This is a genomic window from Brevibacillus brevis NBRC 100599 (assembly GCF_000010165.1).
Lineage (GTDB): Bacteria > Bacillota > Bacilli > Brevibacillales > Brevibacillaceae > Brevibacillus > Brevibacillus brevis_D.
On sequence record NC_012491.1, the window covers coordinates 3,199,534 to 3,215,837 of the forward strand.

Here is a 16,304-nt window from a genome sequence, read left to right on the forward strand (position 1 = left end):
AAAGTCGTAAATGGTTATTTAACTGGGGTAATTCCTAAACCGAAGAATATGACAGTGAGAGTTTCCATATACAGGGGCGAACCTCGTGATAGGGATCTTTATTTAAAGAAGGTACGCCTATCCATTCGAGTTTATCTACCAGGGAAACCTGAATCAGTTGCTTCCTATGCTTCCGGTGAAATCCCAAACCTTACAAGAGTAAACACTATGCTCAAATAATACGGATGTATGGATGACTGGATAGTTTGAATCGGATTGATGAATAGAAATCATCATGAGAGTATAAGGCATAGAAAATATATACAACTTACCCAAGGCATAAGAAATAATCTGTATCGAAAAGCACGTGTAACCATTTGGTCGCAAGGTGTTATTAAATTAAACAAAACTGCACTTCAAAATCCATGGTATTAAATCAAAATGCCACTCCTGAGAAAAGTGTTCAAGAAAGGAATTAAAAATGATCGGAAGAATTGGTGGCGGACCAGTCAGACCAACCCTCGGAGAGATTTATCAATTGGTATTTCTAATTTTTTTACAGCAGGCCAACCAATTGGAAGCATTCGTACAACTGGACAAACAACCGGGATACATTTACATTTCGAGGTAGCAGGGGGGGTACACCTTGAACAAAAGATTGTCTAATGCTACCATAATATTAAATACAAAATATTATTTTGATTGAGGTGAACGATGATTACTCGCAAATACGACTCATTAAAAGACCACGTATACAAATATATTGCTTCGCGAATCCAGAATGGAACATTGCTGCCAAATCACAAGATTAATGAAGCAGAGATCTGTGAAAAGCTGGAGGTCAGCAGGACTCCCGTTCGGGAAGCACTCATCCAGTTGTCCTCGGATAATCTCCTGGAGTATATTCCGAGACGCGGCTTTCTCGTAAAGGAACTAAATACGAAAGAAAAGTTGGATGTATTCGCCGTCATTGGTTCATTGGATGCCTTGGCTGCACGGTTGTCAATGGAGTTTATTACGGACAGTGATATGTCCATGATGGAGGAGTATATACGGAAAATTGATGTGTCGATCCAAGAGAACAATTACGATGATTATCAAAAATATCAAACCGCTTTCCATAAGGTGTACATCGACAAGTGCAACAACCATACACTGATTACGATGATGGAATCATTGCAAAACAGTTTTATTCGGCAGTCCTATTTGAGCAACGACTCGGAAAAACTTTATGTCATCTTAAAACAAATGAACGACCAACATAAACAGATCTTGCGTTATTTTAAAGAACGAGATTCAGATGCTTTGGCGAACTTGATCCAATTCCATCACTGGAAGATTGAGCATCCTGAGATGATTTAATAGAAATAAGTTTGACTGGTCAGTCGACAAGAGTAGTAACAACTCTTGTCGTTTTTATAAATAAAAAGAGTAATAAAAAGAGTAAGACTATTGTGTTTTCTTAAAACGAATAATACAATACAAAATATACAATATACTAAACACAAAAAACATCACGAATGTTCATCATTGAATAGGAGGTGTTCATCAATAATTATATTATATATTGTATATTATTTACATGAGTTAAGTTATTTCTGCAAAGGTGGAGGCAAAAATGAAAAAAATCGATAATTCCAACAGTCTAATGGGTACAAAAACGGTTTGGGCTGGCGAAAAGGAGTTTATGGTTTTTGGTTCTACACAAGTCCCTGTCGTGTTAAGTGTAGCTTATGGATATGATGATGTGGATGAATGGTATGACGTAGCGATCGGGAATAAACCGGGCCATATATACAATCGCATGACCAACCCAACTGTTCAGGCCTTTGAAGAAAAACTGAGAACGCTGGAAGGGGCCGAGCGAGCAATAGCGTTTTCATCCGGCATGGCTGCGATCAGCAGTACTTTGTATACATTTTTACGACCAGGTGACAGGGTGGTCTCGATAAAAGATACGTACGGTGGTACGAACAAAATTTTCACTGAATTTTTACCCAATATTAATGTTGATGTTGTTTTGTGCAACACCGGCAATCAAGAAGAAATTGAAACAGAAATTCAAAAGGGCTGCCAGTTACTTTATTTGGAATCACCAACGAATCCGACATTGAAAATTGTGGACATCGAGCATTTGGCCAAGCTAGCAAAATCAGTCGGGGCATTGGTTGTTATCGACAATACGATTGCGACCCCTATAAATCAAAATCCGCTTCTACTCGGTGTTGATCTCGTTATTCACAGCGCCACCAAATTTTTAAGCGGGCATGCGGACGCATTGGGCGGAGTCGTTTGCGGTTCTCAGCAGTTGATGGAAAAAGTGTATCACTACAGAGAAATAAATGGAGCAACGATGGATCCTTGGTCCGCCTACCTCATTTTGCGGGGGATGAAAACATTAAAGCTCAGGGTAGAGCAGCAAGCGAAAAGCGCGATGGAAGTTGCCCGATTCCTGCAAAAACAAGAGTGCGTGGAGGCTGTCTATTATCCGGGATTAGAAAGCCACAAAAATCATGAGGTCGCCAAACGGCAGATGAGTGGATTCGGGGGTATTCTTAGTTTTGTTCTGAAAGGTGAAATGGAGGCGATTAAAGTTTTTCTGCCTCATTTGCGGTTAGGAAACCGGGCGGGAAATTTGGGTGCTGTCGAGACGATTTATGGCCCAGCTAGGACGACCAGCCATGTGGAATGCACGCTTGAGGAGAGGATGGCCTTGGGGATTTCTGAAGGATTGGTTCGTATGTCGGTTGGGATTGAAGATACGGAAGATTTGATTTCGGATCTCGAACAGGCATTGAACTATTTGGCTTCACAGATGAACAAAACAGCATTGTAGGAGGATCGAATCAGAATGACACACAAAGTAGCATTACTCGGTTTTGGAGTGGTAGGACAAGGATTGGCGGAAATTTTGGAAACGAAAGCGGACGCTTTATACGCAAATGTAGGTTTCGAGGCGAAAGTAGTAGCGATTTCTGATCTGATGAAAGGCTCCCTCTATCATCCAGACGGTCTGGATCTCTCTTTGGCTTTACGTATTGTGGGCGAAACGGGCAGTTTGCAGGGCTACCCTGATACCCCTGGCTTAATCAAAGGCTGGGACAGCTTTCAAACGATTAGGGAAAGCAATGCGGATACGATCGTAGAAATGACGTTCACGGATATTAAAACAGGTCAGCCAGCGATCGATCATTGTAAGGCTGCCTTTGAAAGTAAGAAAAATATCGTGATGAGCAACAAGGGACCCGTTTCTCTGGCATTCCGAGAGTTGGAGACAGTAGCAAAACAAAACGGGGTTCGCTGGTGCTATGAAGGAACAGTTATGAGTGGAACGCCATCCATCCGTATGCCACTCGTTTCATTGGTAGGTAACGACATCTCCGAAATTCGCGGAATTCTCAATGGAACAACAAACTATATCCTCACTAGGATGGAGGAAGGATTGACCTATGAGGACGCCTTGGCAGAAGCGCAATCTCTCGGGTATGCAGAGGCAGATCCGCGAAACGATGTCGAAGGCTTTGATGCTCAATATAAAGTAACGATTTTGGCAAACACGATCATGAACGCTCATATTCAAAGAGACGAGATCGCGCGTGAAGGAATTTCGAAACTTACCCCACAAGACATTCAATGGGCAAAAGAAAATAAGAAAAGATGGAAGCTGATCGCACGAGTTGTTAAAGAAGGGGAGCATGTAATGGCAAAGGTTGGTCCCGAAGCAATCCCGTTAACCGACCCGTTGGCAGGCGTATTAGGGGCGCAAAACGCGATCACCTATTACTGCGATTTGGCAGGTCCGATTACGCTTATCGGTGCAGGAGCTGGGCGTACAGAGACTGGCTTCTCTATTCTCATTGATTTGATCAACATTAGCCGTGGCCAATTGTAGAGCAAAAGAAATTCGACTGGAGGTCTATACTTGATGATGACGGAAACTTTCATTAAAAAAAAGATGTTTCTAGCTGGGAAGTGGGTATCCCGCGATAAAGAAATGAACGTTCATAATCCGCATGATAATAGCATCATTGCAACGGTGCCGGCTGCTAATGAGGACGACGTACTGTTCGCCATTGAAGAGGCAAAAGATGGACAAACGATAGCGGCGGCCATTCCAGTGCATGAGCGGATGGCTATCATCCATCGTGCTGCTGATTGGATTTCCGAGAACAAAGAACTTTATGCGAAGGTCATTGCTCTTGAGGGAAGTAAAACGATCCGGGAAGCAAGAAAGGAAGTAAGGCGTTGTGTAGAGACATTGCGGATCAGTGCGGAAGAAGCCAGACGAATTTACGGAGAAACGATACAATTTGACCAAATGCCAGGCAGCGAAAATCGCGTCGGCTATTACTACCGTTTTCCGGTTGGCATCATTACTGCCATCACACCGTTTAACGATCCGTTGAACCTCGTCGCACACAAAATCGGACCCGCGATTGCTGCTGGAAATGCCATTATTGTCAAACCTGCGCCAACGACACCTTTGAGTGCCTTGCTGCTTGCAGAAGCATTTGATAGAGCGGGACTTCCTCCGAAGGTGCTCTCCATTATTACTGGCTTTACGAATGACATGGGGGAGGCATTAATCACTCATCCGGCAATTCGAATGATTTCGTTTACAGGTGGGCTAGCTACTGGAGAAGCGATCATGAAAAAAGCCGGGCTAAAAAAGATGAGCATGGAGCTAGGCTCCAACTCACCCGTCATCGTCTTGAAAGATGCTGATTTGGAACTAGCGGTAGAGTCGTCTGTGTCGGGTGCGTTTTGGGCAGCTGGTCAAAATTGTCTAGGAGTACAGCGCATTTATGCACAGGAAGAAATTTATGATGAATTCGTTGATCGGTTCGTCACGCTTACGAAACAATACCGAGTCGGAGACAAATTATCGGAAGAAACCGATATGGGTCCCATGATCTCGGAAAACGAAGCGAAACGAGTTGAGAATTGGGTGACTGAAGCGGTGCAGAAAGGTGCGACGCTGCTTTGCGGGGGGATACGTAACGGTGCCTATTACGAACCGACCGTATTAATCAATGTGCCGGCGAATTGCAAGATTGCGAAGGATGAAGTATTTGGTCCGGTCGTTTCTATTTTCAAGGTCGCGGATTTGGATACTGCTATACGTGAAGCGAACCAAGTACCTTTCGGACTTCAAGCTGGCATTTTCACACGTGAAGTAGACAAGGCATTTTCTGCTATTTACAAGCTAGAAGTGGGAGGTGTTATGATTAACGATAGTTCTGATTACCGTATCGATGCGATGCCGTTCGGTGGTGTGAAAGGATCGGGAATTGGTCGTGAGGGAATTGCCTTTGCCCTGCAAGAAATGACCGAACCGAAAGTAGTATGCTTCAGACTTTTAACGTAACAGGGAACCACCATGCCTGAAAAACATTCATTTCTCTAAGGGGTGGAACAACATGAGGCACATGAATGAAAAAGGTCAGACCGAACTACGTCGTACGATGAAAAGCAGACATTTGTTTATGATCTCCCTGGGAGGGGTAATTGGCACAGGGCTGTTTTTAAGTTCTGGCTATACCCTGAATCAGGCAGGTCCTGGGGGAGCGCTTCTTGCTTATCTGGTGGGTGGCTTAATCATGTATCTTGTCATGTTGTGCCTAGGGGAGTTATCAGTTGCCATGCCTGTAACCGGCTCTTTTCAAACCTACGCCACTAAATATATCGGGCCAGCAACCGGATTTACAGTAGGATGGATGTATTGGCTGACGTGGGTGGTTACAGTAGGCTCTGAATTTACAGCGTCTGGTCTTCTGATGCAGCGATGGTTTCCGGACACCTCTGTGTGGATGTGGAGCGCTATTTTTGGTGGAGTGATCTTTATAGCAAACGCGCTTTCCGTCAAGTTTTTTGCAGAAACTGAATTTTGGTTCGCAGGTGTGAAGGTCATTGCGATTATTTTGTTCATCATTTTGGGCGGCGCTGCGATGTTCGGATTTCTTCCATTGAAAACGGGATCACCCGCTCCCATGTTGTCTAATTTTTTTGGAGAGGGCGGTCTTATCCCGAACGGATTTCTCCCTGTAGTGATGACCATGATCTCCGTCAACTTTGCCTTCTCGGGAACGGAGCTAATCGGGATCACTGCTGGGGAAAGCGAAAACCCGGAGAAAAGTATCCCCCGTACGATGAAGAACATTATTTGGCGAACGATGATATTCTTTATCGGTGCCATTTTTGTACTAGCTGGTTTAATTCCGTGGAGAGAAGCTGGCGTTATTGAAAGCCCGTTTGTCTTGGTCTTTGACAACATCGGAGTGCCTTACGCGGCCGATATTATGAATTTTGTCATTATTACGGCATTGCTTTCCGTAGCTAACTCGGGCTTGTATGCCTCAACCCGCATGCTGTGGGCTCTTTCGAAAGAAAAAATGATCAGCCATCGACTGGGGAGAGTAAATTCCAAAGGTGTACCGATGAATGCTTTGATCATTAGCATGTTGATTGCGTGTTTATCGCTTCTGTCCAGTGTGTTTGCTGCTGACACGGTATATCTCGTTCTTGTTTCGATTTCTGGTTTTGCCGTAGTTGTTGTCTGGATGGCAATTGCAGCGTCCCAATTTATGTTTCGTAAGCGTTTTCTTGAGGAAAACAATGATATCAACGATTTGAAATACCGCACGCCTCTGTACCCGCTTGTACCGATTGCCGCTTTTGGTTTATGCCTCGCATCTTGTGTCGGACTTGCTTTTGACCCAAGTCAACGGATTGCGATCTATTGCGGTATAGCATTTATGGCTAGTTGCTACTTATTTTACTATATCAAAAATCGCAAAAAGCAAATCATCAAAACCAGCGACTCTATTGTGGATGTAATGGAAATGAAAAATAGAACGAGAGTAGGTTCGGCGTACGATGAATCCGATTGCAACGATTTTAGAGAAATTTCCGATGATGATCCTCGATGGCGCCATGGCCACTGAGCTTGAGCGTCACGGATGCAATCTGAACGATAGCCTATGGTCAGCAAAAGTGCTGATGGAAAATCCCGAGTTAATTAAACGTGTGCATACGGAGTATTTTTTGGCGGGGGCTGACTGCGCGATCACAGCCAGCTATCAGGCTTCGGTGGAAGGATTTGTCCGGCTGGGAATGAGCCAGAGGGATGCGCTTCTTCTCATTCAGGCGTCCGTTCAGATAGCCGTACAAGCACGGGATGAATTTTGGAAAAACTCAGATGGCCGCCTGGATCGGCCAAAGCCTATTGTAGCTGCTTCAGTCGGTCCGTATGGTGCTTATTTGGCTGATGGCTCCGAATACCGAGGAGCTTATGAACTGAGCGAAGAGGAACTGATCGATTTCCACAGGCCTAGGATGAAAGCACTGATTGATGCAGGCGCCGATATACTTGCCTGCGAAACGATACCATGCTTGAGCGAAGCCAGAGCACTTGTCAGACTTCTGGAAGAATTTCCTGGAGTTTATGCGTGGATCAGCTTCAGTGCAAAAGACGAACTGCATATATCAGACGGCACATCGATCACGGAATGTGCAATATGGCTAGATAAAAAAGAGCAAATAGCCGCTTTAGGCATTAACTGCACGTCGCCCAGGAATATTCCTAGGCTTGTTCAGGAAATACGCAGTTGCACAATGAAGCCGATCGTCGTATATCCGAATGCAGGGGAGCGGTATGACCCGACAACCAAGACGTGGTACGGAGCATCTTCTAGAGAAGGCTATGGCAACAATGCCCTTGAATGGTATGAATCTGGCGCTCGATTAATCGGCGGCTGCTGCAGAACAAAACCGGAAGACATAAAGGCCATCGCTGATTGGGCGCGGAAGTAATGATGATAGGACCTCATCGGACGACGATGAGGCTTTTTCTTTTGTAGATCGTGTAAATCATCCTCGTATTCGATCCTATTGCACAAAATAATAATTATGTGTAATAGGTTGAAGTCATTTTTCTTAATCTAATCTAGCTGAATAAATAATTTTGTAGGAAATGTTGTTTTCCTACAGGGATTTGTACTACGGTGACAACAATTTCTTTTAATTAAGATGTTACTAGATGATCTATTGGAAATCGAAAATTACGCATACCAACGGTTCGGCGAATACGTAGCCCATAATCATTGTTATCTGAATCCATCTAACATTTGACATCCTTTAAACCCGATAATGTTTATTATCGGGCTTTTTACGTCCGTAAAAGTATCGGCTTTAAACATGGAAATTAACTAGACAGGCGTAATGTTCTAAAAAAAGAAATTGTCCAAGGGTGATCGACAATAAGTACGAGTTCAGGCAGTGAAGCTATCTTCTATGAGAATGCATGGATAGCGTGTTATAAAAGACAGGTTTGAGGCAAATCTCAAATTAAGACGTATCCTTTTTCAATGATAGAGAGAAATACGAATTAGTGTGTAAAGGAGAAGACAGAAATGCAGATGAATAGTCATCTTATAGACAAGGACTCAAATGTATACCACTTTATGAAAGCCTAATCGATGAGTTTGTTGAAACAGGAAAAAAGAGAGAGATTTCAAGTGTTTATAAGTCTTACTTCACACAGAAGGAGCGTGAAAGGTTCAACAGAATTTAATGCCTATAAAAGAGTAAAAATAATACCGAAATTTCAGTACATGAAATGGCTGTTTTATGAACTGAAACTGAAAAAGTAAAAATTCATGCTAACTTTCTATTTAATTGCAATAGTCCCATCTTTATTGGAATTACTCAAGTACATAGATATATTTACGTAAGCTTTTACTCGACAGTTATAGAAGTACGTGTATTTCGCCAGACAGTGACACAAACAAGTACAAATTTGGACTTACACTTAATCTTGTTGCTATGTTTTTGTCAAGAAATGGCCTGGAACAGAATGTTGCCATGTTTATGTCAATTATGTAGCTATGTTTTTGTCAACAGACACTTTAGTTATTCTCCCACTTGCTCTTTTTATCAGTTTACATAATATATATTATCGGACTCAAAATGAAATGCGTAATTTCTGAGAGGGGTACTCACCTGTTTATCAGTTTTATGTCACAAGCTCGTTCGTACAAGGATCTAATGAAAAGATCGTGCAAATACATGCATGTACCGAAACTTGCTTTTTTTAAAAATCTAGTTAGCAATCAGAAACTCTACCAGTATGTTTATCAGTTTCACCATAAGATATTAACGAGCAGTAACAAAATTACTGTCTGAACCATCTATCATCTAATAAGACCACACAGACATTTATCAACAATCTACAATCTACATAAATTTCACCAAAATAAAAAAATTCACTTTAAATAAAAAATGCTATTTACATTTATTGTAAATTCAGTTATATTATAATTAAGATCACTATAACTAAAAACGCTCGGAGGTCCCCAAATGACCAAAGTAATCCCAAAATCTAAAGCGATCGCCCCTACACCGAAAAAAAGATCGTACGAAAATACGTTGAATAATCTGGCGCAATACCTCGAACGAAATAAGAAAAAATAACCAATAAAAAGAGTGCCACTGAAGGCACTCTACTTTGGCGTCTATAAGCTTTTCTTCTCTCTTCCTTCCCCGTTTACTCCGACTTCTATTCTTCAGCAGTTCTCATCCAATCCAACAAGTAAAAATCTGTTACCAAACGTGCGATCTGTCCTTCCGTATCATAACCGATATAGCTCGCGTAGCTGCCGTCTCCCCAACCTGTTGAAAACATAGCCACATTAGAGCCTTCCGCCAAATCTATTAGCCCCCAACTCCGCGTGTGTTTATATGTTTGATCCATTTTCTTTGTCAATGTCTCATAAAACATTTCGTCCTTCTCCATTTCTCGTTCCAAAAGCGCGCAAGCCTCTGTATCCATGAACGAGCCTGTCCCCGCATCCACACCGTAGCCAAAAAATTCACCTTCGCCAAGCTGTGACACATCTGACTCCGGCCAAACAGCCATTTTCCAAGACACGACAGGTTTATCTGAGAAGACAATCCGTGCCAATGCTACCCGTTCATCTGGCTCCAGAGCGTCATCCGTTTGCTCATCGTTTGACAGGGATTGAACTTGGGCAATAGCAAGCTGTACGGAAAAGCTCCCTTTTGGGAAAACCTCCTGAAACGGCTCAGTCTCAAACATGACAAACGGATCGTTCGCTACGATTTTTCCGGTTTTTATTTGAAGCTTGCCCATATCTTCACGGAACAGCCTGTATGAATAGCCTTCCTGCTCTTGTGTATACCCTTCGTCAAATGCCGTTTCAAAAAAGGCAGGGCAGTTATGTTTCATGATTCCATCCCCTTTTTCCATTCTCTACATAAAATCCCACTGACGATAGTTTGCCAGTGGGATGTCGTCTGCATGCTAATTTACTTGATCAGAGCTGCGTCCAGCGCCACTTCAATCATTTCATTGAAAGTCGATTGGCGTTCGTCAGCGGAAGTTTCTTCACCGGTAAGAATGTGATCACTCACGGTAAGGATAGACAATGCGTTGCGTTTGTATTTTGCAGCCAATGTGTACAGCGCGGAAGATTCCATTTCAATAGCAAGCACTTGGTAGGATGCCAATTTTTTGTACAAATCCAAGCTCTCGCGATAGAAGCTGTCGCTCGTAAAGATATTCCCTACCTTGACAGGCAGATTGCGCTCAGTCGCTACTTGATATGCTTTGTGCAACAATTCAAAGTTAGCAGTAGGAGCAAAATCAATCTGGTCGAACAAGAGACGATTCGTTTGGGATTCGGAGGATGCGCTCATGGCGATAATCACGTCACGAACTTTGATGTCTTCCTGGATCGCGCCGCATGTGCCTACGCGGATCAGGTTTTGAACGCCATACGATTGCATGAGCTCATTGGCGTAGATCGAGATAGAAGGAACTCCCATGCCCGTTCCTTGTACAGAAACGCGCTTACCTTTGTATGTACCTGTGAAGCCGAGCATGCCACGCACGTTGTTGTAGCACTCTGCTCCTTCGAGGAAAGTTTCAGCAATGTATTTGGCCCGTAGCGGATCTCCCGGCAGCAGGATAGTTTCAGCAATTTGACCTTGCTGTGCTCCAATATGGATACTCATAATCTGTTTGCTCCTTTATCAAGAAAAAATGACCTACTTGCCTATCGTACTACAAAAACCGAACAATGCAAAGTCAAGAGATCAAATGATTCCAGCGGCTTTTGATGGCGCGTTTGCGCGCAACTTTTGAAAATAACGAATAAGCGATACCCACAGTTGGCATCGCCTCAACAACGGTTTCATTCATTTGAGGGGCATTACGTAATCCATTGCTTCTAGATGATCTCCCAAGATCGTCTGGTTAACGCTCGATTTATTCTTGCTTGGTGTCGCTCTTTTTCTCGTATGCTTTGCTGATGCACTGAAAGGAGATGACATGACACGCAATTGTTTGTGTAGTGCAATGGCGTGCGCAACGGCAGGTACGGCCAAATGTTGAACGCCGATGGTAGCGGCAGCTTGTCGTGTCATAGCAAAAGGTAAATCGTACATCGAGGACGTTCTTAGTTCATGACGTGAAACCAAGGAATTGAGAAATGTCTTCGCTAGCAAAATGGTATCCGCTTCCATAATTGATTGTCGAAGGGGTGTCATGCACCTTCTCAACGTGATGTCTGCTCCTCGGTAACACGTTCTGACAAAGGACTGCATATCATTTGCAGCTACAACTTGATCTGCATCGAGAAACAACCACACATCTCCTGTGGCCTCCCTTGCACCAATGGCTCTCCATACATCATCCCCCAAAGAAAACGGGTACACAAGCGCGGTGAGTGGACAGGAGGAATAAGCGAGCTTTTTCACCGATTGATCCGGGCAGCCTTCCACAACGAGTACGATTTCCATGGGCCGAAGCTTCTCAATTTGTCTGAGTACTTTTTGGATTGTCCGCTCGTGGTGAACAGAGAGGATGACACTTAATCGATATCCATTCTGGCCTTTTTCTTTGCCACTAATGTGCTCTTCTCTGCGTTTTTTTGTGGGATCGCGCATATTTCGCTTTGCGTTTGCCACCCCGTCCACCGCCCTCCTTAACGCGCGATTCTAGATGAATGACCGAGCGCAGATGCAAAACGTCCGATGCATGCACCAAGTCGCGGTGTCGTTGACCATCCTGCTCTTCACGGCGCTGCTTCGTTCCACCCGTTAGTAGCTGGATTGCCTTCGCATGCTCCCGATAAATCGTACGGATGTCTTTTTGCACGATATCACGAGTGCCAATTGGTTGTTTTTTCGCAGCAAACGGGGCGATTGTCGTCATTTTGAGCCCTAAGACAGACGCTTGAACCATAGCAACCGCCGGATTGCATAAAGTCTTGAAACCAATGGCCTCCAAAGCCTTTCTGCTCAAAGCAAAGGGAATATTGTCAAAGGAAGCGGACCCCATGCTTTTTTGACCGAGAAGATGGTTCAACAGGCAATAGGCACTGTGTGCTGAACGTTCTCCTCTTTTGGATCCCCCGTGGTCGGAGCATGTCGTGATAATGACATCCCATCCCTTTTTGACCAGCGTGACATATTTCTTCAAGTATAAGAGAGGCATGGCGAGTCGCTCGTCGATAAAAAGGACAACGTTTCCCCTCGCGTGAGCAGAGCCGATCGCTCTTGCCTCATGACTGTCAACTTCTAAACCGGTTGAAAGGACTAGTACTCCCCATTCATTGGACAGATTAGCTTCTTGGGAGCTCATTCCGTTGCATATGACGATTACTTCCGTGTGTGGATCTATTCTTTTGACAACAGAGAGTAGTTTCGTCATATTCCTGGCGTTGTCACTCATTGGGATGATGACGGACACGGCAGGGCGATCATAGATTCGGTTGTCCATCTCACTCCCCCTCACCAGAGAAAAGTTCTTTCTCTAATGTACGCTCATTTTCCACAATTGTACACGGCATCTATCCCCCACAGTTGACCTAACTAAAAAACAGGACGCGCATGGTGCTACGTCCTGTTTGGATTCTCATTTTTGTATTAGTAGAACCGCCGTTGCAGACTGCGCTCGCGAATTCGTTTATTCCTCTGGACACGGGAAAACGTATACGCGATTAAGAAAAGGTTCATTCCTAACCAGACGATTAATACGCTATAGCGCGCCAGTGGATGTGGGTTGCCACTTTCTGAATCCCCAAATATAGTAGCAGGAGCTGGCGCAGGCGGATCATGGCGAAGCAACGGATAAGAGATGGCTAGCTTGCCAGCGTGGACAGACAGACTCCCATCTGTTTTTAGCTCTACCAAAGGCTCCACCCCTTTGGGAACCGTCGCATACAAATCTTCCTTGGCTGTAAAAGTCACAACCGAGGTATTGCCAGGAACAGCTACTTCTGAAAAAGAATCTCCTTTTTTGGCAATGAATTTGGTCTCAAATCCTTGAAAGCCAAAGTCCAGTAGCTTTTTTATATCTTTGTATGCATTTGCACTAGTAGACGCCTTCATTGTGACAGCGATGAGCTCTGTTTCTCCACGCTTGGCAGAGCCTACCAGCGTATGCATCGCCTGATCTGTAAACCCGTTTTTGATGCCAGTCGCCCCTTCGTATTCGCGCAGGAGCTTGTTATGATTCACTAGCACTGTTTCCCACGTTTGTCCATGCCACGGTAGCCGCTTGGTACCGACAATTTCCCTAAATACGGGGTTTTTCATCGCGTACCGCGATATTTTGGCCATGTCAGCGGCAGTCGTGTAATGATTCGGGTCATGTAGTCCGTGTGGATTGGCAAAATTCGTTTCGGTGACCCCTACTTTTTCTTTCAAATAGGCGTTCAAATCCACTGCAAAACGCTCTGTCGTCTGGCTCATATGCTCCGCAATCGCTGTACCAGCGTCGTTGCCCGAATTCATGAGCAGTCCGTACAACAAATTGCGGAGGGTAATCTTTTCTCCCTCCTCTAAATAAACACGTGTCCCTTCTTCACGACGTGCTTTTTTTGAGACGGTGACAGTGTCATCCAGATTCCCTTTTTCTATCGCGTAAATACCTGTTGCGATTTTCGTAATACTAGCAGGGTACAACTTCTCATGAGGGTTCTTTTCAAACAAGACTTGTCCCGTTGTAGCATCAATCAGAATGGCTGATTGTCCAATGAGAGTGTTAGGCTCCAGGCTTGATGACTCCTCGGCAAAAGCGGAAGGCATGCCTAGGTTGAACAAGACCATCACCACAACGAGTAGGTTCGTTAGTAAAAAGCGCATGTTAGTCTATATCCTTTCCTACTTTGTCGCGTTTTTTCAGGTTACATTTGGTCTGTAGACAACTAGAGACGTTATTTCAACCGTATTCCCAACAAATCGTGAATCATTTTAAACTTAGGATTGTCCGCAAAAGCCTCTTCGAAACCACTGACATGTTCCCTGTACAAAGCTGCGGCGGAATCCAAATCCTGCTTGACGTACAAAGAAAATATTTCTTCCAGTTTTTCTTCCAGTGTCGTATCAACTTCTGCCGGTGTGAGAATTTCTTGGCGCAAATTGTTCATCAACACGTCGAGCTGATGTGTGATTACAGACGCTTCATGAAGCTGCTGCAACACGTCTGCCGGAATGTTGCCCGCATATTTGTAACGCAGTTCATGTTCATTTGTCGCCCAGAAGTTCATTCCCAATGTACGGATTTGGATCTCACAAAAAAGTGTTCTCTTTTCGCTGCCGTGGTAGACCGTATACGAAACGATCATGTGAATACTTCTGTAGCCGGATTCCTTCGGAGCTGCTATATAGTCTTTGACATCGTGAATGACAATATCCTCCCGCTCCTGCAACAACTGCAGCACCTCGCGCACGTCGTCTACATAGCGGCATACGACTCGAAGGCCCGCGATATCCTGGACTTCCCTGGCGACGTCACTTTGCCAATGATCTACCAAAAAGTCGATTCCTTTTTCATTTGCCTTCTTTACTAAACTGTCGACTTTTTTCACTCGTCCGACAACGAATTCAATAGGAGAATAACGGCCGCTTTTTTGAAAGCCATATTTAATTCCTTTTAGTTTTAACTTTAGCTCTTCAACTGCCTGTTCATACGGCGCCAAGAAATGAACCATGTTGTTGAGTACTTTGCTTGGCACATTTGTGACTCTCATAAAGACACCTCCAAATTACTTCCAGAGGAAAGGTGATGCATCAAAAAACGGCTGCGGATTTACATACGTATTACCTACTAACATGCCGTAATGAAGGTGAGGACCTGTAGAAAAACCGGTGCTACCCATTTGTCCAATCACCTGTCCCTGTTTCACTTCTTGCCCTGTCTTTACATCTAGCTTGGACAAGTGAGCATAGATGGAAAAAATATTTAACCCGTGATCGATGATGATGGTATTGCCTGTTAAGTATAAAGAGTCGGCCAGAACCACTTTTCCGTGGTTGCTCGCCCCAATTGGCGTACCTGTTTTGTTCGCGATGTCAATCGCCGCGTGTCTGTTGGCTGGTACACCGTTTACTACACGCTGGTAACCGAATGGAGTCGTTAATTTTCCGACTGCTGGCTGTTGAAACGGCTCCGAGAAATACGGAATCGCTCGCGAGTTTGATCTAGCTGCATTGATCTTTTTTTGATCTGCATTGATTCGTTTTGTATCCTGTCGCATGTTGTTGAGCTGTTTACTTACCGTAAGCTTGTCTACTTCAAATTTTTTCGGTGCGATTGTCACCGTTACGGAAAGTTTTTTGTCTGCAGATGTAACTTTATAGGTCCCTGCTTTCGTGTTAAAAGGAATCGGGATAAACCGGGCATACTCATCCTGTGTCTTTTGCAATTGATAGTTCTGAGAGAATACCGTTACGGTTTGTGGCTCTTTACTGCGTACAAAAATAACGTCCCCAGGATATGTTTTGGCTGGCGTTACGCTAATCGCTGGTTGTTGTTTCGTCGTTTGGGCGTAAACTCCTTCTACTGCCTGGCTGAATATGCTTGTCCCAGGGACGAGCGTCAATGCTGTGGCCAACATGAGACTAACCATTGATTTGAACATAGACATGCTCCCTCCCATTTTCTAGTATAACAAAACACACCCTGAAAGGAAAAAGAAAAAGAAGGCTAATGAGCTAGCCTTCTCCAATCATTCCAAATGTATTTTTACTGTTTCTTCGAATAATCCGACATCATTTCCATGATGGATTGCACGCCTGTCAGCATTTCGCTTGCACGTTTGGTTTTTTGTGAGATGCCTTCAAAATCAAGTAACCCTTTTTTGCGTTCGTTCCATCTTTTAAACAATTCTTCCGCCATACCGGGGTTGCTTTTAACCGCTCTAATCCGCATGGAATCTTCGAGGACCCATGCTTCAAATTCGGGATGCTTTTTTAAAAGCTGCTTGACTTCTTTTTTCTTCATAGCCGGACGTCGCTCC

The 16,304-nt window shown here is 44.1% G+C and carries 14 protein-coding genes; 6 read left to right on the top strand and 8 right to left on the bottom strand.

Features of this window, described 5'->3' with window-relative positions; genetic code table 11:
- Positions 1-693: 693 nt before the first annotated feature.
- The 6 genes from BBR47_RS15280 (at position 694) to mmuM (ending at position 7,791) form a co-directional block, all read left to right on the top strand.
- A complete protein-coding gene (locus BBR47_RS15280) occupies positions 694-1,341 on the top strand; it encodes a GntR family transcriptional regulator (RefSeq protein ID WP_015891312.1) in 648 nt (215 codons plus the stop codon).
- A 256-nt stretch (positions 1,342-1,597) separates the two neighbouring features.
- The gene (locus BBR47_RS15285) at positions 1,598-2,815 is read left to right on the top strand and encodes a cystathionine gamma-synthase family protein (protein ID WP_015891313.1); all 1,218 of its coding nucleotides are present in this window, start codon (positions 1,598-1,600) and stop codon (positions 2,813-2,815) included.
- A 15-nt stretch (positions 2,816-2,830) separates the two neighbouring features.
- Positions 2,831-3,871 (top strand): homoserine dehydrogenase, encoded by a 1,041-nt coding sequence (locus BBR47_RS15290; protein ID WP_015891314.1) that lies wholly within the window; start codon positions 2,831-2,833, stop codon positions 3,869-3,871.
- 33 nt (positions 3,872-3,904) lie between these two features.
- Positions 3,905-5,347, top strand: a complete 1,443-nt coding sequence (locus BBR47_RS15295; protein ID WP_015891315.1) for an aldehyde dehydrogenase family protein — start codon at positions 3,905-3,907, stop codon at positions 5,345-5,347.
- Positions 5,348-5,399: 52 nt separating this feature from the next.
- A complete protein-coding gene (locus tag BBR47_RS15300) occupies positions 5,400-6,923 on the top strand; it encodes an amino acid permease (RefSeq protein WP_015891316.1) in 1,524 nt (507 codons plus the stop codon).
- Positions 6,856-7,791 carry a homocysteine S-methyltransferase gene (mmuM, locus tag BBR47_RS15305; protein WP_015891317.1) on the top strand — a complete coding sequence of 312 codons (936 nt, stop codon included), beginning with the start codon at positions 6,856-6,858 and terminating at the stop codon, positions 7,789-7,791. Before BBR47_RS15300 ends, mmuM begins: the two co-directional genes overlap by 68 nt.
- A gap of 1,744 nt (positions 7,792-9,535) precedes the next feature.
- On the opposite strand, the gene BBR47_RS15310 is transcribed toward mmuM, so the two are convergent.
- The 8 genes from BBR47_RS15310 to BBR47_RS15345 form a co-directional block, all read right to left on the bottom strand.
- Positions 9,536-10,225, bottom strand: a complete 690-nt coding sequence (locus BBR47_RS15310) for a DUF4241 domain-containing protein (protein ID WP_015891319.1) — start codon at positions 10,223-10,225, stop codon at positions 9,536-9,538.
- A gap of 80 nt (positions 10,226-10,305) precedes the next feature.
- A complete protein-coding gene (gene deoD / locus BBR47_RS15315; protein WP_015891320.1) occupies positions 10,306-11,013 on the bottom strand; it encodes a purine-nucleoside phosphorylase in 708 nt (235 codons plus the stop codon).
- Positions 11,014-11,196: 183 nt separating this feature from the next.
- Positions 11,197-11,946 (bottom strand): glycosyltransferase, encoded by a 750-nt coding sequence (locus tag BBR47_RS15320; protein ID WP_015891322.1) that lies wholly within the window; start codon positions 11,944-11,946, stop codon positions 11,197-11,199.
- The gene (locus BBR47_RS15325; protein ID WP_015891323.1) at positions 11,906-12,781 is read right to left on the bottom strand and encodes a glycosyltransferase; all 876 of its coding nucleotides are present in this window, start codon (positions 12,779-12,781) and stop codon (positions 11,906-11,908) included. The genes BBR47_RS15320 and BBR47_RS15325 overlap by 41 nt, the downstream gene beginning before the upstream one ends.
- Before the next feature lie 146 nt (positions 12,782-12,927).
- The gene (locus tag BBR47_RS15330) at positions 12,928-14,148 is read right to left on the bottom strand and encodes a D-alanyl-D-alanine carboxypeptidase family protein (protein WP_015891324.1); all 1,221 of its coding nucleotides are present in this window, start codon (positions 14,146-14,148) and stop codon (positions 12,928-12,930) included.
- Between the two features lie 71 nt (positions 14,149-14,219).
- Positions 14,220-15,035, bottom strand: coding sequence for a GTP pyrophosphokinase (locus tag BBR47_RS15335; RefSeq protein WP_041749451.1), 816 nt, complete (start codon positions 15,033-15,035; stop codon positions 14,220-14,222).
- Between the two features lie 15 nt (positions 15,036-15,050).
- Complete coding sequence (locus BBR47_RS15340; RefSeq protein ID WP_015891326.1) at positions 15,051-15,926, bottom strand: M23 family metallopeptidase; 876 nt, start codon at positions 15,924-15,926, stop codon at positions 15,051-15,053.
- Positions 15,927-16,030: 104 nt separating this feature from the next.
- Entirely contained in the window at positions 16,031-16,288 is a 258-nt protein-coding gene (locus tag BBR47_RS15345) for a hypothetical protein (RefSeq protein ID WP_015891327.1), read from the bottom strand.
- Positions 16,289-16,304: the final 16 nt, after the last annotated feature.